This is a genomic window from Candidatus Vicinibacter affinis (genome assembly GCA_016714365.1).
GTDB lineage: Bacteria > Bacteroidota > Bacteroidia > Chitinophagales > Saprospiraceae > Vicinibacter > Vicinibacter affinis.
In genome coordinates, this window is sequence record JADJNH010000005.1 from 1,507,935 (window position 1) to 1,529,328 (window position 21,394).

At 36.7% G+C, this 21,394-nt stretch carries 16 protein-coding genes; 8 read left to right on the plus strand and 8 right to left on the minus strand.

Going from position 1 to position 21,394, the window contains the following annotated elements:
• Window positions 1-33: 33 nt before the first annotated feature.
• The 3 genes from IPJ53_06010 to IPJ53_06020 form a co-directional block, all read right to left on the minus strand.
• Entirely contained in the window at window positions 34-2,403 is a 2,370-nt protein-coding gene (locus IPJ53_06010) for a 3-hydroxyacyl-CoA dehydrogenase/enoyl-CoA hydratase family protein (GenBank protein ID MBK7798643.1), read from the minus strand.
• A gap of 78 nt (window positions 2,404-2,481) precedes the next feature.
• Window positions 2,482-3,321, minus strand: a complete 840-nt coding sequence (locus IPJ53_06015) for a T9SS type A sorting domain-containing protein (GenBank protein MBK7798644.1) — start codon at window positions 3,319-3,321, stop codon at window positions 2,482-2,484.
• Window positions 3,322-3,437: 116 nt separating this feature from the next.
• Complete coding sequence (locus tag IPJ53_06020; GenBank protein ID MBK7798645.1) at window positions 3,438-3,983, minus strand: 1-acyl-sn-glycerol-3-phosphate acyltransferase; 546 nt, start codon at window positions 3,981-3,983, stop codon at window positions 3,438-3,440.
• Between the two features lie 22 nt (window positions 3,984-4,005).
• Between IPJ53_06020 and IPJ53_06025 the strand changes: the two genes are divergently transcribed.
• The 4 genes from IPJ53_06025 to IPJ53_06040 all read left to right on the plus strand — a co-directional run bounded on the left by IPJ53_06025 (window position 4,006) and on the right by IPJ53_06040 (window position 6,668).
• Window positions 4,006-4,941, plus strand: a complete 936-nt coding sequence (locus IPJ53_06025) for a potassium channel family protein (protein MBK7798646.1) — start codon at window positions 4,006-4,008, stop codon at window positions 4,939-4,941.
• A 120-nt stretch (window positions 4,942-5,061) separates the two neighbouring features.
• Window positions 5,062-5,547 carry an RNA polymerase sigma factor gene (locus IPJ53_06030; protein MBK7798647.1) on the plus strand — a complete coding sequence of 162 codons (486 nt, stop codon included), beginning with the start codon at window positions 5,062-5,064 and terminating at the stop codon, window positions 5,545-5,547.
• A gap of 12 nt (window positions 5,548-5,559) precedes the next feature.
• A complete protein-coding gene (locus tag IPJ53_06035) occupies window positions 5,560-6,189 on the plus strand; it encodes a hypothetical protein (GenBank protein MBK7798648.1) in 630 nt (209 codons plus the stop codon).
• Between the two features lie 11 nt (window positions 6,190-6,200).
• A complete protein-coding gene (locus IPJ53_06040) occupies window positions 6,201-6,668 on the plus strand; it encodes a hypothetical protein (protein MBK7798649.1) in 468 nt (155 codons plus the stop codon).
• A 396-nt stretch (window positions 6,669-7,064) separates the two neighbouring features.
• Here the strand turns inward: IPJ53_06040 and IPJ53_06045 are convergent, their stop codons facing one another.
• Together IPJ53_06045 and IPJ53_06050 are read right to left on the minus strand one after the other, a co-directional pair.
• Window positions 7,065-7,649 (minus strand): 50S ribosomal protein L25, encoded by a 585-nt coding sequence (locus tag IPJ53_06045; GenBank protein ID MBK7798650.1) that lies wholly within the window; start codon window positions 7,647-7,649, stop codon window positions 7,065-7,067.
• Window positions 7,650-7,719: 70 nt separating this feature from the next.
• Window positions 7,720-8,655, minus strand: coding sequence for a ribose-phosphate pyrophosphokinase (locus IPJ53_06050; GenBank protein ID MBK7798651.1), 936 nt, complete (start codon window positions 8,653-8,655; stop codon window positions 7,720-7,722).
• Window positions 8,656-8,715: 60 nt separating this feature from the next.
• On the opposite strand from IPJ53_06050, the gene IPJ53_06055 reads away from it, so the two are divergent.
• On the plus strand, window positions 8,716-9,135 hold the full coding sequence (locus IPJ53_06055) for an SET domain-containing protein-lysine N-methyltransferase (protein ID MBK7798652.1): 420 nt from the start codon (window positions 8,716-8,718) through the stop codon (window positions 9,133-9,135).
• Window positions 9,136-9,173: 38 nt separating this feature from the next.
• On the opposite strand, the gene IPJ53_06060 is transcribed toward IPJ53_06055, so the two are convergent.
• Window positions 9,174-17,489 carry a hypothetical protein gene (locus IPJ53_06060; GenBank protein MBK7798653.1) on the minus strand — a complete coding sequence of 2,772 codons (8,316 nt, stop codon included), beginning with the start codon at window positions 17,487-17,489 and terminating at the stop codon, window positions 9,174-9,176.
• Window positions 17,490-17,681: 192 nt separating this feature from the next.
• Window positions 17,682-18,266 carry a thymidine kinase gene (locus IPJ53_06065; protein MBK7798654.1) on the minus strand — a complete coding sequence of 195 codons (585 nt, stop codon included), beginning with the start codon at window positions 18,264-18,266 and terminating at the stop codon, window positions 17,682-17,684.
• Between the two features lie 146 nt (window positions 18,267-18,412).
• Here IPJ53_06065 and IPJ53_06070 point away from each other — a divergent pair, with 146 nt between their 5' ends.
• Both IPJ53_06070 and IPJ53_06075 read left to right on the plus strand, forming a co-directional pair.
• Window positions 18,413-19,132 (plus strand): hypothetical protein, encoded by a 720-nt coding sequence (locus IPJ53_06070; GenBank protein MBK7798655.1) that lies wholly within the window; start codon window positions 18,413-18,415, stop codon window positions 19,130-19,132.
• Window positions 19,129-19,845 carry a rhomboid family intramembrane serine protease gene (locus IPJ53_06075; protein ID MBK7798656.1) on the plus strand — a complete coding sequence of 239 codons (717 nt, stop codon included), beginning with the start codon at window positions 19,129-19,131 and terminating at the stop codon, window positions 19,843-19,845. Before IPJ53_06070 ends, IPJ53_06075 begins: the two co-directional genes overlap by 4 nt.
• Window positions 19,846-19,856: 11 nt before the next feature.
• Here the strand turns inward: IPJ53_06075 and IPJ53_06080 are convergent, their stop codons facing one another.
• A complete protein-coding gene (locus IPJ53_06080) occupies window positions 19,857-20,816 on the minus strand; it encodes a GSCFA domain-containing protein (protein MBK7798657.1) in 960 nt (319 codons plus the stop codon).
• Window positions 20,817-20,925: 109 nt separating this feature from the next.
• Between IPJ53_06080 and IPJ53_06085 the strand changes: the two genes are divergently transcribed.
• Entirely contained in the window at window positions 20,926-21,363 is a 438-nt protein-coding gene (locus IPJ53_06085; GenBank protein MBK7798658.1) for a hypothetical protein, read from the plus strand.
• Window positions 21,364-21,394 lie beyond the last annotated feature (31 nt).

Sequence of the window (21,394 nt, forward strand, 5' to 3'; positions counted from 1 at the left end):
ATGTAAATATTTCGAATACCCAGCATTAAAATTTTAATTCCTAAGCGGTTTATTATTCTCAAGCATGTACTGGATTCTTTCCAATGTCTTTGGTTCCGAACAAAGGCTAAGGAAAGCTTCTCTCTCGATGTCTAATAAATATTGTTCACTAACTTTTTGAGGTGAGGAAAGATCTCCACCGCACAGAACATATGCAATTTTCTTAGCGATCTTTATATCGTGTTCTGAAGCATAGTTTCCTCTTTTAAGACTATTAGCCCCAGTATATAAAGCGGCAAGTCCCGAACGACCCAATACCATAACATCTTTGCGAGGGGTTCCAGCTATATAATTTTCATTTAATTGAAGAACTTTTTGTTTCGCTTGAAAGATTGAATTATTTCCATTGATACTTACCTGATCTCTTTTAGCTAGTAAATATCCATAATCGAATGCCTCATAGGCACTGGTGGCCACAGCAGCCATTGCAATTGTTTTAAATTTTTCTATCAACTGGGGAATGTGAACTTCCCCTTCCTTGAGTTGATCGGACAATCTTAGCGCAAATTCTTTTGTGCCGCCTCCTCCCGGTAATAATCCAACTCCGACTTCAACCAATCCAATATAAGATTCTACAGAACATACAGCTGCATCACAATGCATAAGGAGTTCAGTTCCACCTCCGAATACGTATCCTTGGGTCGCGGTCACCACAGGAATCGAAGAATACCTGCACCGCATAGAAGTGTTTTGGAACAAACGAACCGCCATATCTAATTGATCATAATCTTGTTGAAAGGCCATCATGCCTATCAACATTAAATTTGCACCTACAGTAAAATTGGCAGCATTATTTCCAATTACAATGCCCTTCCATCCTTGTGTTTCGGCAAGCAAAATAGATTCTTGAATGCCTGTTAAAATTCCCTCTCCAATAGCATTGTACTTGCTCCTGAACTCCAAACATAAAACCCCATCCCCAATGTCATATAAATTAATTTCAGGGTTTTTAAATACAATCTTTTTCTCTTCTAAAAGCCTTAATTGAATATTCTCAGTCTGGCCGGGGAGTTCTGTGTATTCCGCTGTGGCTAAATCCCAATATGACAATCGGCCATCGATTTGTTTATAAAAACTGGAAGCATTGTGCAAAGACATATTTTTTACCCAATCCGGTTCTGTTAATCCAACTCCGTGGATCAACTCAATTCCTGATTCAAAACCTACCGCATCCCATGATTCAAATGGTCCCAAATCCCAACCGAAACCGTTTTTCATGGCAAGATCTATTGAAAAAAAATGATCTGCAATCTCGGGAATCCTTTGAGCAGAATAGGCAAATAAATATCCCAAAGATTTACGTACCAATTCGCCACCGGCATCATTACATTTAATCAGTGCTCGCAATCTTTTAGGCAGATCTTCTATTTGCTTAGAAATCTGGATGCTTTCAAGTTTTGTCTTCGGTTCCTGACGGTATTCGTGTGTTTGAAGATCTAGAGCCAGAATTACATTTTTACCAAATTCATCTTTCTCTTCTGTTTTATTAAAAAATCCCTTACCAGACTTTTGCCCATAAAATTTATTGTCCATAAGAAATTTCAAATATGGAGGAAGCTGGAGAGCTTGAATCATCAAATCATTTGGGCAATTTTGTTTCAACCCCTGAATGACCATCATTGCAGTATCCAGACCTACCAAATCAGTTAGCCTGAAAGTGCCTGATTTGGGTCTGCCCAGCGCGGGGCCGGTAAGTTTGTCTACTTCTCCAATGTTAAGGTTTAACTCATATGCAAGTTCAAATATTTTGGCCATGACCGGCACGCCGATTCTATTGGCTATAAAAGCTGGAGTGTCTTTGCACAGCACTACAGTTTTTCCGAGAAATCGTGTACCAAAATGTTGAAGAAAAGTTATGACCTCTTCAGAGGTATCGACTGTAGGAATTAGTTCAAGTAATTTTAAATACCTTGGGGGATTGAAGAAATGGGTTCCACAAAAATTCACTTTGAAATCTGCCGACCTTCCTTCTGTTAATAAATGAATTGGAATGCCTGAAGTATTGGAGGTAATCAGGCTCCCTGCCCTACGGTGTTTTTCAATTTTTTCATAAATAGATTTTTTAACATCCAGCTTTTCTACAACCACTTCCATAATCCAATCACAATCTACCAGTTTGTCTAAATCTTCATCATAGTTACCTATTGTGATTCGTTGAGTAAAATTTTTATGGAAAATATTTGAAGGTTTAGCTTTAATACATCGATCCAGCGCTTCACGGACAATTTTATTTTTATCAGTAGATTCATGAGCCAAATCAAGAAGTAAAACCTGAAAACCTGCTCCCGCAAAATGGCATGCGATGGATGAACCCATCAATCCTGAACCAAGAATGGCAACTTTATTTATTCGTCTGGTATTCATACGGGTAAATTTCGTGAATTTACCGATAATGCCAATAGAAATCAAAAGATAATGAAAAACTACTCAAGAAACCAAATTCTATGGTCTTATTGATTTTTTGAATAATCTTTGTGTCTTTAAAGTTTCTCCGGAATTGGTTTGAAATTGTAAAAGATAAACACCATCTATTAAATCAGCCACACTGAACCATTTTCTACCAATTTCAAGCGGCACTGTTTTTAAACTTTTACCTAAGAGATCACGGATAATAATCTTGCTAACCCTACCGCTTTCATCTCTTACATTTACCAAATCATACGCTGGATTAGGATAGAAACTAATTAGACTGCCTGAAACAAAATTATTATTTCCAGAGGTAAGGTCTTCGTTTAATTGCAGGTTAACTTTTGCGGATCCATCACCGGAGAGATCATTATCAGCGTTAACTCCATTCCCGGCAGCGTAAAAACTCACAGGACCAGAACCTGCTGCAGGCGCAACCCAGTTAATTTCAAAAATGTTGACATCACTACGGCCGTTGTGTTCTGCATACAGTCTATTGTTCAAAGCGGTACTGATTTTGACATTTTTAGTGGCAGGACTTAAAGTCTTTAAGTCAGGACCATCTACTCCTACTGCGGCATTTAGGACCAACATTTGGAATCCATACCCCTTTGGTGTGTTTCCGCCTATATGATTTACAGAAACCTTCACCAAGTACTTTTCTCCAGGTTTGTACGTGACCACAGTATCTCCATTCAGGAAGACCTGAAGTTTAAGACTTACATCAATGGGACCATTGTGACAACTTTTACAAACTGTATTTTCCTTTGGCGCACCGGTACTTCCTATTCCCTGAGAACCTGCCCGACCTCCTTTATTGGACATGGTAACAATGCCAAGAAATGCCAAAACAAAAAATGTATACAAATATTTCATAAGCCTGGAGTTTAGTGTGACAAAATTAACATCCATTTCATGGACAACCTTTTAAGGTAATGTTAATTATGCCAGGACAATTTAATTGCGTATTTGACTTTGAAAAGGACTATAAGTTAAAAATTGTACTCAGTATTTTTTCCTTTTATTCCTTTAAACAATGATTCCAGGTAAGCCATGTCTTTTTGTGGGTCTTCCGTTGGAATAAATGGTTGCAGGAATTTTACCTCATGGGTGCCAAAGTCAAATTGACATGGAATTATTGGAACTCCGGCACCTTTGGCGATAAAGTAAAATCCCGTTTTAAAGTGTTCAACCTTCTTTCTAGTGCCTTCAGGTGCCATGACAATTGCGAATTCTTCATGAGCATTGAATACATCTACATATGACTGTACCAGATTTGTCGATTTATTTCTTTCCACCGGGTATCCTCCTAAGGCTCTAAATATTATCCCGAGGGGGAATCTGAACAGGCTCGATTTTCCCAGGTATTTGACCTTGTCCAGACCACAAGCCTTTCGAACCATCAGTCCTAAGGGAAAATCCCAATTAGAAGTATGGGGCGCAACTATGATGATGTACTTCTTTAGAGAAGGCAGTTTTTCAAACCCAATTGTCTTCCAACCCAATAAATGGAGTAACAGCCTGCAGATCCATGCCATATCTTTGAGCTTAATTTATTTTATGATTAACAAAGCTAATCAAGATAACGGGAATCTCAAAAATGCTGAAGATTCTGGTTTTGGCAAATCCTACAGTGCACAATTTGGTAGAATGATTTTACCTAATGGGAGATTCAACATAGTTCGAGTGGGTAAAAAAACACATTCTTGGTTTCATGAACTGATTAATTTAACCTGGCCTGTATTTCTATTATTGATATTTGTTTTTTATTGCCTGATCAACTTTTTTTTTGCAGGTGCTTATTTCTTATTAGGACCGGAGCAAATCAATGGCATTAGCCCAGGGCCAGACTGGTCATTGTTTTTACAATGTTATTTCTTTTCAGTTCAATCGTTTACTACTGTAGGATATGGCGGCCTTCATCCAATTGGTTTTGGGGCGAGTTTTTTAGCCGGCGTAGAGGCATTGTCTGGATTATTGACTTTTGCAATTTTCACAGGCTTGGTATATTCTAAATTCTCCATTCCCGGAAAGCATATAATCGCTTCAAACAAGCTTCTTTTTGCCCCTTATAAGGAAATAAAATCTGTACAGGTTAGAATTGCCAATGAAAACCAGTACGACTTGCTGGATATTGAAGCAAACTTAATTGTAGCCTACATCCCGGAACAATCAAACATCCGGGTTGTCAGAACACTACCACTTGAAATTAAAAAAATAGCTATGTTTCCACTCAGTTGGACCTTGGTTCACCCCTTAAATGAAGAGAGTGAGTTGAAAAACTTTTCAAAGGAAGAATTCATGAACCTCAACTTTGAATTCATTTTATTGGTCAGTGCTTATGACGAAGGTACAGGCAGGACGATCAAAAGTATACATTCATTTGATCACAATAGCTTTGTATTTAATGCTAAATTCAAACCAATGTTTGATCTGAAAGATGGAAGAACCTTCCTTCATCTTGATAAAATCAACGAAATTGAAATCTTGGATTAAACCAATTGAACAATTAATTATCTAACATATAAATCGATTCTTTTGAAACATGCAGATGATGAAATAATACTGGGTTTAATTAAAAACTCCGGGAGTCTGGAGAAGGGTTTTAGAGCCCTGATGGAGAAATATCAGGAAAAACTGTACTGGAACATCAGAAGGATGGTGTTGAATCATGACGATGCAGATGACGTTCTGCAAAATACCTTCATCAAGGTTTATCGTAACATTGAGCAATTTGAACAGAAAAGCAGCCTTTTTACCTGGTTGTATAGAATCGCTACCAATGAAACCCTTAGTTTTATTGAGAGAAACAAGAAGTGGAAGCACGACAATCTTGAAGATCAGAGTGAACATCCAGCGATTTTGGCCTTGAAATCGGATCCTTATTTTGATGGAGATGAAATCAGTCTAAGGTTGGAAGCTGCGGTCTTAACATTACCTGACAAGCAAAGGCAAGTCTTTCAGATGAGGTATTATGAAGTGATGACGTATAAAGAAATTGCAGAAATATTAGATACTTCAGAGGGGGCTTTAAAAGCTTCATTTCATCATGCTGTAAAGAAAATTGAAGAATATGTTAAATCTAAAGAAGATAGCTTTTAACTTTTTGAATAAATGGAAGATAATATAAAATATGAACCTGAATTCTTGCTTCCATTAAAGGGCAAGGGAGGATTTATAGTGCCAGATCATTATTTTGATGAATTTTTAATCAGAAATGAAAAAATAAATGAATTTGGTTTTGCCGCAACAAATTTACCAAAAAAGGATGTTAAAATTTGTCCGGATGATTATTTTGCAAAACTACCGGAGTTGATTTTAGATAAAGTAAAGATTAGTGAGGTTCTACCAGTTGACAATAAGACGAAATTCTTACTCCCGGAAGGCTATTTTAAGGAATTGTCAGACAAGGTTTTGGATCGAATAAGCCATGATGAAAAATTATCAATAAAAAAGTCAACTCGAAATATTTTTAAAAGTAGTTGGATTTATGCGGTTGCCGCGATGTTTGTAATGGCTGTTTCTATTGTAGTAATTAACTTCCAAAATAATCAAGCCAGTATCAAATATGATCTTAGTAAAATTGATGAAGAAGTATTGTTGGAATATGCATTTGAAAATGCCGAAAGTATTGATTCTGAAAGTTTAGCAAATTTGTTGGAAGATGGGGATTTGGATTTAATGGATGTTAACTTCGATTTAGGCGGTAATGATTTAGAAGAAATGATTGAATTTTATCAATAAATATAAATATTATGAGAAGTGTGATTGTAATTATGTTTGGTTTGCTTGTGAACGCCAATGTGATTTTTGCTCAGGTAAACAGTGCTGATGATTTTAGTAAAAAGGAGAGGTTCAGGGAAAAGCTTGAAGCCCAAAGAATTGCTTATATTACAAATAAATTGGATTTAAGTTCCGATGAATCAATCAAGTTTTGGCCAGTTTATAATGAATATGCTAAAAAGAGATTGGAGGTCAGAAGAGAGAACAGGGATTTAAGAAAAGGCAAAGGATCCGATCAAATGGATTCCAGAAATTCTGTTGATGATCAATTGGCAATGCAAGAAAAAGAACTGCAGTTAAAAAGGGATTATTACGGAAAATTTAAGCAATTGTTGCCTGAAAGAAAATTGATCAGGCTTGAGGAGGTTGAGAAAGAGTTTAATATGGAAGTCATCAAAACGCTTAGAGAAAAAAGAAATAATAGGGCAGGAGGAAGATAGAATTCTTATGTAAGGTTTGAGGCGATTGCCTTGATTTACGATTCCATCAATTAACCTAAGTGTAGTTTTTCTTGACATTATTGTAAGTAGATCAACTATTTGATATGTCTGTTGGCCAATTTTGTTCATATAACAACGGAGCCTATTGTAAAGTCGGGAGTTACCCTTTTAGTAGTTCGGCTAGAAAATCATTAGACCCGGGTTTCTAGGTAAATCAGAGACACAAAATTAATGCTTAAATTCTAACCTTTGGGTTGCCGTTTGTCGATTAAACTGTATTGGAAGAAAGAGAAAACCGTACAATCAAATTGATAGATCAAAAAAAAACGGACACCATCTGGCATCCGTATATTTTGGTTTAACCTAATTTCCAAATTAGGATAAAAGAAGAGTTAATTACTTTTTAGCTGGTGTCGCAGCTTCAGTAGTTTTTAATGCCCTTGGAATCTCTATTGACACAATTGGGGTGGCAGCCGGAGTGATAATTTCAATACCCTTTTCAGGGGAAATGTCCCTGATTCTCATGGTTTGACCCAAATCCAAGGTAGTGATGTCGACAAAAAGTTCTGAGACCAAGTGTTCAGGAACCGTTTTTATTTTAATCATTCGCATCCTTTGAACCATTTTACCCCCAGATTTCACACCTGCAGCGGCACCTTTCAGCCTGAGAGGGAGTTCAACTTTAATAGAAGTTCCCGGAACCAATTTTAAGAAATCTATATGCACAACCGCATCAGTAACGGGGTGCCATTGTATTTCCTTTAATATACATCGATGGGTTTTTCCGCCTAGCACAATGTCCGCATATTTAAAATCCGGATTGTAAATCAAGGATTTCAGATCTGCATTGGTTGCATTGAACTGTATATTCTCTTCTTTGGAATACAGAACACATGGTACAAGGCCTTCTTTACGGTAAGATTTGGCGGCCTCTTTACCTATTTTACTTCTTTCTTGACCGTTGATAACGACTGATTTCATGAATCTTCAGTTTAAAAATTCTTTAAAAGGAGCGCAAAGATAGCAAGAAACTCAATAAAATGGTAAAAATTTAGCTTTTATCCATAAATAATGCAGTAATTGATCTGTGCTCATGGGTATTTCGAATGGCCCTTGCAAATAATTTTGCGGAAGACAGGACGGTGATTTTTGGAATTTCCTTCCGTAAGGGCAGCGTGTCAGAGACAATAAGCTCGTCTATGGAGGAATTCATAATGACCTCATAAGCTTTGCCGGATAAGACCGGGTGGGTGCAAATTGCTTTTACCTTGGTGGCTCCTTTGGCAATTAGGGCATCGGCAGCCTTGGACAAAGTCCCGGCAGTATCTACAATATCATCGATCAAGTATACTTCTTTCCCTTTAGGGTCACCTATGACCGTAATTCCTTCAACTTCATTAGCCTTTTTACGGTATTTGTCACAGATAACTAGGTCTTTCTGAAAATATTTAGCATAATTTCTGGCTCTTTTAACCCCACCCACATCAGCACAGGAAAAAATGACATTTTCCATATTGGTATTTTCCAGAAAGGGCATGAATATCGCTTCAGATTTTAGATGATCCACAGGGATGTCAAAAAAGCCCTGAATCTGATCAGCATGTAGGTCCATGGTCATGATTCTGTTGGCTCCGGCAGCTTGAATTAGATTTGCGATAAGTTTTGATGAAATTGGAACCCTAGGCTTATCTTTTCGGTCCTGCCTGGCATATCCAAAATAAGGAATGACCGCAGTAATATAGTCTGCGGAAGCTCTTTTGGCTGCATCGATCATCAACAACAACTCCAGAAGGTTGTCTGATGGGGCAAAAGTAGATTGTATGAAGAAGGAAAATGTGCCTCTTACGGACTCATTTATAACCGGTTGCATTTCTCCATCTGAAAATTTCTGAATGTTCATGTCTCCAAGAGGAAATCCATAATGGTCAGAAATTTGACTGGCGAGATACATTGATTGGGTTCCTGAAAAAAGCTTTACGTGTTGCATCTTTGGTAATATGAAGAACAAAGGTAGTAATTTTACAATTTGTTCATAAGGCCAGTTAAGATGCAGAGAATTCCAGGTCTATTTATAAGCAACTCAGGAACCATTGGGCGGGGAGTCTTTACGGCAGAATTTATTTCTTCCGGTTCCTTGATTGAAATTTGTCCTGTCCTTGTCATTCCTAAGGGTGAAGTAGATGCTATCCATGAAACAGAACTCCATGATTATTATTTTATTTGGGGTGAAGAAGATGAAGCCGCGGCAATTGCCCTTGGATATGGCTCTTTATACAACCATTCATACCAACCAAACGCAAATTTTATTCTGGATCTGGATAACCAATCCATTGATATCTATTCAATCAAAGACATACAGGTAGGGGAAGAAATTACCTTCAATTATCATGGAGACCCAGAAGCCAAAGATGAATTGTGGTTTGATGAAGATGGCAAAAGGATAAAAAGAATAAAATACAAGACTTAAATGTTTGATTAATTTCTAAATCTTGTATTTCATTCCCATTAATACAGTTGAAATCCTCTGACTTTTGTAGCGTTTCTAAAATATGCCTTTATAAAATATTGTCCCTTAGGTAAATCATCTAATGGAATTTCAATAGGTTTTCCATTGGAATCCATATTTAAAGGATTTGACTTTTTTACAATTGTCCCAAAAATATCCAACACCTGATAACCTAATATTGGATCATTCCATTTTGTGGAGTATATAAAAATGTTTTCTTTTGCCGGATTTGGATGTAAATCAAATCCATACTCTTTACCAAATGGATCAAATTCATTCCCGATGGTTATGGTATTACTTGTCAATACATTGAAATCCATGTCTATGCCAATTAATTTATATTCATACACTAAAGGCTGAATAGCATTTAGATCTACCCATTCTTGCAGACATGGTAGAATATTGAGTTCTGAGGTATCCAATTTAACGAACCCAATACTTTCAAATTCATCTTTTTCTCTTTCCTTTCGAAGAATTTCCAAATAACGCAAACAACTTTTGCTGGTTTTTGTCCAACGCAGAATGTTTCTGACACTTAATTGTTGTCCCTGAAGTATTAAGTTTTCTGAATAACCGGACCGACTGTTGATTTCGTATTCAGAATTTATTCTTGTATCATTATTGGATTGCAATTTAAATAATGGGTGGTACACTCCGCCACCTATACTCTTAATAGTGTCACAAGAAATACCGGAGTAAATACCTGTCGTAAAAGGCCCAAATTGGTTGGTTAAGTCAGAATCCAAGTTTGGATCAGTTCCCTGGCGATACGGAGATATCATGAAACCATCAAGCGCCTGAAGTCTAAAATAGTAACTTCCGGGTTTGAGACAGAAATAGAAATATCCGTCATGATAAATTTTACCATCACTTACAAAAGTTTTTGTAGACGAAACCATTTGGCCGGTAGTTGCATCATGAGCATACACTTTTAAACCATTGATGCCATTCTCCGCCAGATCAAAAAATCCATTTTGATTAACATCAAAAAAGACATATCCTGATATAGGAATACATTTATATAATCCTAAATCCCAACTTTTGTCATTTTCTCCACCCATAAGCATAGTGGTCTCTGTTGTTGCAACGCCATTGAAATTTCCAACATCTGAGTCCAAAGTATCATTGGTTTTGTTTGGGTCGGTAATACTCCATGGATTATTAACAATAAACTTAAGGTAGTATTTACCCGGATTCACTTGATCAAAAAGATACTTGCCGGACTTGTTAGTTTTTGTAGCACGGATAAATATATTTCCAGGTGACGAATATAGTTGAACTGAGATACCCTCAATTCCTTCTTCGCCTAAATCCATTATGCCGTTTGCATTTTTGTCATGCCATACCATGTCTCCTATACTCGCTTTAGAATTTAAACCTGCAACATCATGGTCATCTTCATCTTCATTGACCAAAGGTCCACCTCCAAAAATGTTGTCATCATTCACATCCCCCGGTATAACTTTTCTTTCATTGGAATTGTCAGATGCAGGATTACTGTCCGCATCTTTATGTCCAATCTGCGAGCCATTCAAATCCGTAGAACCAGTTATTTCGGCCCAGTTGTAAAAACTTGCAATGGATGTATCCGATTCTACAATCAACTTAAGTGTCGTTTCCATTTTTTGTCCAGGTGGAAAAAAATTCTTGAAAGAATACACTGGATTTACTCCATTTAATTGCCAACCAGGATTCAAATTTGCAGAAAATGAATACCCTTTATTTAAATAATCTTTAATGTCGATCGTATTAGCATTAATATTTCCCTGATTGAACACTGTGATTTTGAATTCAATTGTATCTCCGTAATTGCCTTTGTCCGGATTTAGAATTTCCTTTCTCAGTGCAAAGTCAACGATTGGCGTTAAAGCAGGATCATGGTCATCCTCATCTTGAATGTTATCCCGGTCTGTATCGAAACCATCATCCTCAATAAAATTATCTGACAGGGTATTTACCTTGCCACCTGAATCATTTAAAGGATCTGCATCATAGTAGGAATCAATGTCCTTGATGTAAATGGTTCCGCTGGTATCTGTTGCAGAAGTTAATTCAGCCAGATTTAATAAATCAAGTCCACCTGAATAAATGGATTTTATCAGAAGTTTTAAATGTATTTGGACACTGTCACCAGAAAGTAAAAGTCCGTTCCATTGAAATTTGCCATGTCGAGGGGCTGAAATATAGCTCCAATTATTTTGTGGAACCCAGTTATATCCTGAAGGGATGTAATCTGTAATCAGGAATTGTTTGCAAGGAATCACTCCCTGGTTATGAACAGATATGATAAATTCTGCGGTATCTCCATAGTGAAATATTTTTTCCGGACTTAAGTACTTCCTGAGTGCCAAATCAAAGATGGCGGGCATGTCCGGATCATGATCATCTTCTTCACCAAAGATATCTGTCGAGGAAATATTGTTATCTGAGATACTACCAGGAAGTACTGCTCTTTCAAATTGTTGGTCAGACATTTCTTTACTGTCTATGTCAAATCCTGTAGTATTTAGTCCTCTTGAATTATAGGATTCACTAATTTCCGCATAATTTATCCAGTCCGTAATTGGCCTGTTTCCGTGCTTAAGTTTTAATGTTATTGGAAATCTAAAACTGGAGTCCGGGGCTACATGTACCTGTAATGTTCTAAATGTATATTTACCGGATTTTAACCAACCTGGATTAACATTAGGATCAAATTCGAAACCAATTGGAATATAATCAACTACAGTAATTTGCCCCAAAGTATCCGTTCCCTGATTATATATACTTATTTCAAATTGAATATTATCTCCAGGGTAATGGGGTTTTGGTGATATAATTTTCTTAGTCAGTGCGAGGTCCCAAATATTTATTACTGCCGGGTCATGATCATCTTCATCCAGTATGCCATCGCCGTCCGTATCAAAACCGTCATCTGAAATTTGGTCATCTGAGGAGGTGTGTACCCTTCCCCCTGGATCATTCCCAAGAATTTCATCAGAATAGCTGTCAAAGTCATCCTGAGAGATATTTAGGTTATGAATAGAAAATACTGAAATCCCCGAAACTTCTGCTTCATTAATCCAGTTTTTGGAACTATTTGTTGGCAATATTTTTAGTACAATGTTCTGAATTAGCGAATCCGCAGGATTGAGGTCACCAAAATACCGATAGTAAGCTTTATTTCCTTGCAAAGTCCAATTTGGGTTATAAAATTGGTCAAAAGAGTATCCTGAAGGAATGTAATCAACCAGATCAATTTTTTTAGCCACAACATTTCCTTGATTATAAACCGCTATCCTAAAACTAACCGTGTCGTAGTATTTATAAGGTGGTAATGAAATTACCGTTTTTGTTAAAGCTAAGTCTAAGAAAGGAACTTCCGCAATATCATGATCGTCTTCATCTTCAGTTGGATTGATTTTCCTCCTTCCATAGATCAAGTCATCATAATTTGAACCAGGCAAAACTGTATTATCATTATTTCTATTCTGGTCTGGAGTTGAGTCATAGTCTCTTGTTTCTTGAAATGATTTATCCAGAAAAGAAGATATTTCCGCACTATTTATAGATAAGGATTTTTGCCTTAAATGGTAATTGGTTCTAACCAAAATATCAATATTTATTGAATCTCCGGCATTGATGGAATCAATAACATAGGAATAAGTACTGTCGTTAATTTCAACCCAGCCAGAATTATAAAACGGATCAAAGTCAAAGGCTTTTGAAAGGTAATCTGTGATAGAAATCTTACGTGCTATTTGACTTCCCTGATTATATACAGCAATTCTGAAAGCAACTAATTCTTTGTTTCTGACTGGAACTGAAGCCAGACATGTTTTCCTTAGTGCTATATCGTAAAATTCAAAATCAGTACATGCTGTATCTTTTTGGTCGATAACATTGTCTTGAGTAATTTCTAATTGTGATTCATTAAACAAACCATTTTTTTCTTTAAATTGTCCATTCGCATCTTCCCGACAAAACTGATAAATTTTGTCACCCGGACTTGTTGAGGTAAGGTCAATTTGGTACTGTAACTTAACAAAAAAACTGTCGACACCATAGGCATTTAAACTTCGATTTGAAGCAAGTGTCCATCCATTATTCCCCGGATTTGTGGACAGAATTTGAAATGCTCCTGAATTTATTTTGAATGAAGCACTTTGATTAATCAGATCCTCATCTGGGCTTGGTCTATCTATTAAACTATAGATTCCCGATTTCCCTCCTGAATTGACGACCCTGATCAGATATAAAATATCCAAAGCGCCATCGGTTAAATAATTTTTTGAAAGTATTGATTTTTTGTGTGTGATTTGGGACAAATCTCCGCAGGTAGTATCTCTCTTTTCCGGCTTAAAGTCATTATTTAGATCAACAGAAGCCACATTAAAAATGCCTTCTCCAACACGGGGTATCAATGGATTGATTTGTCCGCAGGGGGTATAGAAATTGTTGCCAAATGTACCTTGATTAAAATCCATATTAATATTGATTTTAACCAAAAAACTATCTGTTTGAAATGGTGCAATGGTCTGTGCAGTTGCGATTATCCAACCATTCAGTGGAACGACATTGCTGAGCATTCCACTCAAACCCGAATTTGAGGTGAATTCTGCTGAGGTAATATTGATGTCATCGTCAAATCCAGGTCTGTCAATTAAGTTATATATTCCATTGGCACCGCCTAAGTTTTTTACCAAAAGTTGGTATTGCAATGTATAAGTTTTAATACCTGTTTGTGTACTGCTTATTAATTCTTTGTCAATCGTAATGTAGGGAATATCAGTGCAGCTTGTATCAATGGCGTCAATACTTCCATTAGCGTCAAAATCAAGTAATGCCCTATTGAACAATCCTTCCCCGGAGCTAAAATGTGTTGAACTTGAACTTCCACACTTGGTATATTTATTATCACCTGTAGATCCTGGGCTAAAATCTAGCTTCAAATTTATATGAAAGTAAATATTATGCACTACTCCGGGAGCTATGCTCTGATTAGAGATAAGTGTCCAAGGGCCGGACCCCAATAGAGCACTTCCACCGCGGTTAGGAATATCGCTTGTATAAAAGGTGGTTAAGACTTTAGCATCATCATCAAAATGTGGATCATCAATTAACGTATAGGTTCCCGTTTCGGTTCCTGTATTCTTGACCTGTAGGTGATATACAATTGCATAAGACGCATCGGATTGAATTTGATTGGATTGAAGAACTTTTGTAACTGAAATTTTGGGAATCGGACATGCAGAAGGAGTTGTAAAAATTGAATCCAGACATTGGTGATTGTCTGCATCTCTAATTAAGACTTTGTAGGTTGTGGCGCCATCCGCTTTAAAATTTTGATTTATCCCGTCACCCACAACAACAGCAGTTCCGTATGGAGAAGTCTCAAGGACCATTCCATTTAATACAACTTCGAACCTGTTTGTTGGTCCAGCCTCATCATTTTCGGCATTTATCAAAATTGCAAACCAATCATCTGATGGATCATAGATAGTATTATTATTGTTGCAGTTTGTCTGAAAAAATGTATTAACAGTCAGATTACAGCATTCAATAACATCCAGATTATAGAAGCAATATTGTCTTATGGTATCTCCATGCGCATTTATACCAACAAAGTAATATGATTCATGGTTATCTTCTAATCCTTTTGACTTTTTATCCAGTATTAAAGTAGGCAGATTTCCCAATAGTGTTTGGGTAGTAGAATCATACCATGAATAATGCACTAAACCTGGAACCGCAACTAGTTCAACCAAGGCATCACGATTGGTGCAAAGATTAAGTTGTAAATTGCAACATGGATCCGGTTGGTCAAAAGCATTGCTTGTTTCGAATACTATGCTGGTATCATTGACAAAATATATTTTTATACCTACATCTTTTATTCCAGATGTCTGAAGATTATATAAAGTAAATTTTAATTTACCATCCGGGATTGCTGGAACTCTTTTCTTTTCACCGGTGGATAATTCCACCATAATATCTCCAACAGGACTGTTCACAACATCTACTTCTATAGTGAGGTCAAATCCATTTGTGATTCCATTACAAGATCCGACAGTAATTACAGGATCAAAAACCGAGCCTTCACTATCCGCATAAAAACCAAAATCATAGGAATGATCATTGTGCCCATCTAAATCAGTCATGATTTCAAAATCAATATCTGAACCAACTACATTGGTGGCATTATTATCAATTTTAGGAAGGTAACTACTTGGGTTTTGCCCTTGGATGGCAACACCAATTTTGGATTGACTGGTATAATCCGGAATTCTTAATATATACGTTGAGTCATTGGTTAATTCCTTAATATTATATTTGAATGAATTAGGATGATCATTTACTATGGGAACAGGTCCATTAGAAAATAAATAATTTCCTCTTTTATTTGAAATTGCGGAAGCAATCACCACATTATCTTTAACCAGCTGAATCGTGACACCTGCTATTGGTGGTTCTATTGGATCCTGAATTCCATTTCCGTTTAGGTCTTTCCATACATAATTGCCTATTTCAATTGGTGCTGGAGGACTGGATATTTTGAGATCTCCAAGTGCGTTTGATTTTCCTACAAACAGCGTAAAATCGGGTGGAATTACCTGATATCTTTTGGTCCAGTGACCTTTTTTATTGTTGAGGTGTATAACTCCATTTGTGAAGAATCCATTTGGGTCAGTTGCTGTTGTAACAACATCCCCATAACCTGGGCATTCTGCAAGTGCTCCACTTGCAGCTTCCTGACCTATTTTAACCCCTTGTTCATACAAAGGAAATTCACCATGATAGAATTCTCCACCTCCAGGACCAAATCCGGTATTTCTTCCATCAGTTTGATTCACTCCATCACTTGCATTGTTTTCTAAGGTGAATTTATCCATTAGTGGGTTGTAGCTTGCCCTTAGGATATCTCCTGATGGAATGATTGAATATGCACCAGTCCCGTTGGTATTTTTTTGGTTCACCCCTCCTTGAAGGCTGTATCGATCCATAATCCCAAGAATCATGTGGTCGTCCCCATCAAATTCTATATCACTGAGGATGGGTTGCGGGTAATCACAAAAGCCAATAGAACTTTCTATACAATTCGGATCCCATTCATCTCTCCATCCAAAAAAGCTTTTTTTATTGCCGAATGCAGGATAATTAAAACTAAAATTGAGAATGCTTTTAAAGCTTCTGGACTGAGGGTTGAATTCGTAAACGGTGGAGGTCAGGTCATTTGTAGTCGATCCTGAAAGGGCACCGTCACAAACTACTCCAATATATAACTTTCCCCTATGCTGGCGTAACGCCCAAGGCCTGAAATTACCATTATTACATCCAGGGTCTGGTATGTCAAAAGAATCTACATTGGTTGCATTGGGTACTGTATATGGATTACCTACAAAGACAGAATATAGTTTTCTTGTGTAAAGGCTTATAATGTAAAGTGTTTTCCCATCTTCACTCAGGTCAATGCCACCGTATGAAATTTTTCCTATTTGACTAAATGCCAAGGAGTCTGCGGAGATGGGTGGAAATGCAACAGGAAGTTTCCTTTCCGTATTATTTGGGAAACCACCGCTAGGTACACCAATCTTGTTCAAATCTAAGGATGAAATCTGCATTTGTGGCTTGGTTCTTATGATATATAAGCCTCCATAACCTTCAGGCCCGATTCCGGCATGTCTTTTCAAAACTGCAGATGTAAAAATTATATCAGAATTTCTTGAATAAACAGTTCCCCAGCAAGACCCAATATCTTTTGCACTTGCCAATTTTTCCATGTTTGGGGCCGAACCTCCCTGGGCTATAGGCACAATTCCTGGATAACTAGTCCCTCCATTTAGTAGATCCCAATTTACCAATGCTTCATAATTACCAAAAGTGGAATTTGGAGCAATAGGATCCCCAATGACATAACATGGAGTAACTAATTTTGGTAAGAAACAATATTCCTGTGGGTAGTTAATTCCAAAGTAAATAAAATCGTTGTTTTTGTAAATAAATTGAACAGATGAGGAAGACCCAGGACCGGAAGGGCTTATTGGCCCATCAAAGTCATATGCCTTAGTAGGGTTAAATTCAAGACGATAGGGAGGTGTAATAAGTGGATTCAAAGTAAAATTTCCCTTTTCATTGGTCACTGCATCTATTGCATGATCAAAACGATCTGTAATCCTAACTTCAACTCCTTTAACACCAGGCTCATAATAAACTGAGGTGGAATCCCTTTGGCCATTTGAGTTGTAGTCCCGGAAGACAAGACCAGAAATTTGAGATGTAGTTTTGCCCATGACTAAGCATAGCCAAAATAGCGTAATCTGAAGTAGTCGGTTCATTCGGTCTTATTGTGATCGACCTAAGAGGGCAAAATTTATGCCAAGGGTTAGACTAAAATTGGCAAAATAACATAGTATAATAAAACACTATATTTAAAGTTCACATTACTAGTATGATGAAAAAAAATGCGCCCTTACTAAAAATAAAATTATAAAAAGAGCAGTGAAATAATCGATGATTAATTATCAAATTTACCTGAATGTCAAAATATTACCCATCCCAAAGCAGGTCCTGCATCGGGGTTCATACTTATCCTTTTCACCTAAAATTATAGTTTCTTTTTCGTAGCTCAACCTGTAAGAGTGAGTGGCAAGGTTTCCGCAATGTGGACAAATTGCGTGCACTTTTGTGATGTATTCTGCAACGGCCAGTAAATTTGGCATTGGACCAAAAGGCAGCCCTTTAAAATCCATATCCAATCCAGCTACAATTACCCTGATTCCTTTTAATGCAAGAGCCTGACAATGAATAGCCAAATCCATGTCAAAAAACTGCGCCTCATCAACTCCAACAACTTCAGTTTCAGGTTTTAGTTGGAGGATTTCGTAAGAAAAGCTAATTGGAAATGACAAAAGTGTGTTTTCATCATGTGAAACTACTTCCCTGTCATCATACCTTGTATCCTTGCTAGGTTTAAATATTTCAACCTTTTGATTTGCGATTCTTGCTCTCTTCAAACGGCGAATTAATTCCTCCGTTTTTCCGCTAAACATGGACCCGCAGATAACTTCTATCCAGCCGCTTCGTTGTGATTTAAATCCCGGTTCTAAAAACATATGGGCTCAAATATCTGATATTTTCATATTTAAAATATAAAAATATAATGGGTTAATTTCTTTCAAAGCTTAATTTTACCTCTTATTCTGCTGTAAATTTAAAAATAAGACCCACTAACACACGTTAGTTACTAAAAGTTAAAGCTATGGAAGTTCAAAACATAAAAAAGCTCTTATTGAAATTGGATCAAATAATCAATCTTTATGAGGGAAATGATGCGCTCAGTCAGTCTGAAAAGGAGTTGATGTTAGATTACCTTCGAAGGATTTATTCCCAGGTGCTAAAGGTCAAAACAGAAGAGGAGTCAGATGTCATCGGCGCGGCTGAATTTGAAAAAATGCTTGGAAACAAAATTCAAGCTCCTGGTCCATCAGCTACTCCAAAGGAACTGGCAAAAGAAGTTCTGGCAGAGGAAATAAAGCCTCTGGATAGCCCATCAAAGACTTTAGATCAAACTCCCCATACAGTGGAGATAAATTTGCCAGAAGCCAGTCATTCCCCAATAAGTAAAATTGAAACACCTCCTGCACAAAGTCCAAAGCCTGTATTGAAGGAGAATCAATATGAACAATTGTTTGATCATTTGAAAGTTTCAGCTCTTTCTGAAAAGTTGGAGTTAGTGCCCATTAAGGATATTCGTTCGGGAATGGGATTAAATGAGCGAATTTTAGCTCAGAACGAACTTTTTTGCGGAGACAAGAATGCTTTTGATCAGACATTAAATGATCTAAACATCTGTGGAAGTTTTGAGGAAGCTCGCAGACTTTTATGCGAAAAGGTAATTCCCGTTTATCATTGGGATAAACCGGATAAAGAAAAATTTGTTGATTCATTTATTAAATTGGTGCAGAGAAGGTATTTATGACCGTAAATTATAATGTACAAAGAGGGCATTTTATAAATAGTCTGTTAATTGCTTTTTGTATTTGTTTGTTTATATCCTTAATTCATTTATTCTTTGAATTAGTTCCGGCTGATAAATTTAGTTGGAGTATTTATCCCAGGGACCCTTCACAGTGGTATGGTGTGTTTACAGGTCATTACATACATGCGAGTTGGAATCATTTACTCAGTAACCTTACTCCGTTGTTTGTGAGTCTTACCATGATATTCTTTTTTTACCGAAGTATCGGTTGGGCAGTATATTTTATGATCTGGATTATTACCGGATTTGCAGTGTTCATGTTTGCCAGAAGTAATTCTCATCTTGGTGCCAGCGGGCTGGTTTATGGTTTGATTGCATTTGTATTTTTTTCTGGAATTTTCCGGAGAAACGCTAAGTCAATTGTTTTAATGATCATAATGACAGTTATGTATGGGAGTTATACCGCTGGTTTTTTGCCCATTGATGAAAAGGTATCATTTGAAAGTCATATTTTTGGAGCATTGGCAGGACTTTGGACTGCTTTTGTATTTAGAGATTTTAGAGAACATGATGAGCGTGTTGAGAAGCCTTCTTGGAGTGAAGACGATCGTCCAAAAGAATATTTCTTTTCAAAAGACTTGTTTGATCGTACCATCCAACAACGAATGGAGGATGAAGAACAGCGTCAGAAAGAACAAGACTTAAATTTATAATTTTTTTTGACCTAAAACCAATTAAATTTCACCTGAGGGAATTTTAAGGCAAGTATTTTTTTTTCGATTTCTATTTTCTTCAATAATTCAATGTGAGATGGACTTTCCGGGTGTATAGGACGGTGGCCAATTTGTAATTGTAAAGATTCAATTTCTGAGTTAATTGTCATGGTTTCATTTAATAAAAAACCATCCTCAAAATAATCCCAAATGTAATCAAAGGCTTCATCAGATGGATGCACTCTATCATTTTTTGTAAAGCGGTAATCCCTTAGATCATCCATAAATATTTCGTATGCAGGAAAATAATGTACATGCTGATACATTTCTGTAAGACTGGCTATTGCCAGAATCAGGCTGGCTTTACTTCGGTTATTTTCAATGAATCCATCTCTTAGGTATCGGACAGGGCTTATGCTGAAGATAATTTTTATATTTGGCAGGGAATCCTTTAATTTTTCAATCGTTTTGCTCCATGTATCTACAATTTCCTGGGTTGTTGACATCGATTTAATAAATTCATTCTGGGGTACTTTATGGCAGTTGGAAACGATGTCATTGTTTGATTTTAATCTGTAGAAATGTGCAGAACCAAAAGTAATGATCAGATAATTTGACTTAATAAAAAATGTATGGGCTTGTGAAATGTATTCATTAATCTTGTTTATGCAAATATTAGCATCCGTATGAGAAAAATTACTGTGATGGTCAAAGGAGTGATACAGTTCATCATGGAAGTATAAATCATGTTCAGAGTATCTTTTATTTTCTATAATTTTATCAAGTTGATTTGCTAAAACAATAGGATTGAAACTGATACCAAAAGGGCTCTCCAAAGCATCAAATTGAAAGAAATTTAATTTATGGAAAATTTTCTCAGCAAAACAAGAGCCCATGCAAAGAATTGAGTCCGTATGGCTGATGGATAAACCCAACTTAAGTTCCGGAAAATTAGTTCTGAATGATTTCAAGGATTAATATTTTGTTAAACCGTTCAATAAATATGATTAAGGTCTGATATAAAATTTAAATGTCCTAATTTCGTGTAAATTTAATTGGAACATTTTGACTTATTCTTTTATTTTAAGATTTGTTTTCGTGACTTTGCTTTTTGGCTATGGCATTTTGCTCCATGCACAGGAGAATAAAAATTACTGGCCCATTATAGGAAAGGTAGCCTATAAGAAGGAATATGATGAATTGCTTGGAATAAAGGTAGACAAGCCGGTTTTTAGTCCTGAGGTGAAGGCTTTGGAAGGTAAGGAAATTTTTTTGAAGGGCTATATCATTCCAACCGACGGTTATAAAAGTCACAAAGAATTTGTATTCTCAGCGTTCCCTTACAGCAGTTGTTTTTTTTGTGGTCAAGCAGGTCCTGAAACCGTTTTGGAAGTTGCTTCCAAAAAACCCATCCAATACACTTCAGAACCCATCGAGATCCGAGGTAAATTAAGGCTGAATAAAACAGATGTGAATCGGCTTATGTACCAGCTGTTTGAAGTAGAAGAAATTAAGTAGAGGCTTTTAAGTTAGTTTGGATTGGTTATAC

What these genes read in the sequence shown, in the direction of transcription:
- IPJ53_06025 (MBK7798646.1), top strand. Translation starts at nt 4,006, where the DNA reads ATGATTAACAAAGCTAATCAAGATAACGGGAATCTCAAAAATGCTGAA.
- IPJ53_06045 (MBK7798650.1), bottom strand. Translation starts at nt 7,649, where the DNA reads ATGAAATCAGTCGTTATCAACGGTCAAGAAAGAAGTAAAATAGGTAAA.
- IPJ53_06010 (MBK7798643.1), bottom strand. Translation starts at nt 2,403, where the DNA reads ATGAATACCAGACGAATAAATAAAGTTGCCATTCTTGGTTCAGGATTG.
- IPJ53_06020 (MBK7798645.1), bottom strand. Translation starts at nt 3,983, where the DNA reads ATGGCATGGATCTGCAGGCTGTTACTCCATTTATTGGGTTGGAAGACA.
- IPJ53_06065 (MBK7798654.1), bottom strand. Translation starts at nt 18,266, where the DNA reads ATGTTTTTAGAACCGGGATTTAAATCACAACGAAGCGGCTGGATAGAA.
- IPJ53_06070 (MBK7798655.1), top strand. Translation starts at nt 18,413, where the DNA reads ATGGAAGTTCAAAACATAAAAAAGCTCTTATTGAAATTGGATCAAATA.
- IPJ53_06050 (MBK7798651.1), bottom strand. Translation starts at nt 8,655, where the DNA reads ATGCAACACGTAAAGCTTTTTTCAGGAACCCAATCAATGTATCTCGCC.
- IPJ53_06055 (MBK7798652.1), top strand. Translation starts at nt 8,716, where the DNA reads ATGCAGAGAATTCCAGGTCTATTTATAAGCAACTCAGGAACCATTGGG.
- IPJ53_06075 (MBK7798656.1), top strand. Translation starts at nt 19,129, where the DNA reads ATGACCGTAAATTATAATGTACAAAGAGGGCATTTTATAAATAGTCTG.
- IPJ53_06030 (MBK7798647.1), top strand. Translation starts at nt 5,062, where the DNA reads ATGGAGAAATATCAGGAAAAACTGTACTGGAACATCAGAAGGATGGTG.
- IPJ53_06015 (MBK7798644.1), bottom strand. Translation starts at nt 3,321, where the DNA reads ATGAAATATTTGTATACATTTTTTGTTTTGGCATTTCTTGGCATTGTT.
- IPJ53_06060 (MBK7798653.1), bottom strand. Translation starts at nt 17,489, where the DNA reads ATGAACCGACTACTTCAGATTACGCTATTTTGGCTATGCTTAGTCATG.
- IPJ53_06035 (MBK7798648.1), top strand. Translation starts at nt 5,560, where the DNA reads ATGGAAGATAATATAAAATATGAACCTGAATTCTTGCTTCCATTAAAG.
- IPJ53_06040 (MBK7798649.1), top strand. Translation starts at nt 6,201, where the DNA reads ATGAGAAGTGTGATTGTAATTATGTTTGGTTTGCTTGTGAACGCCAAT.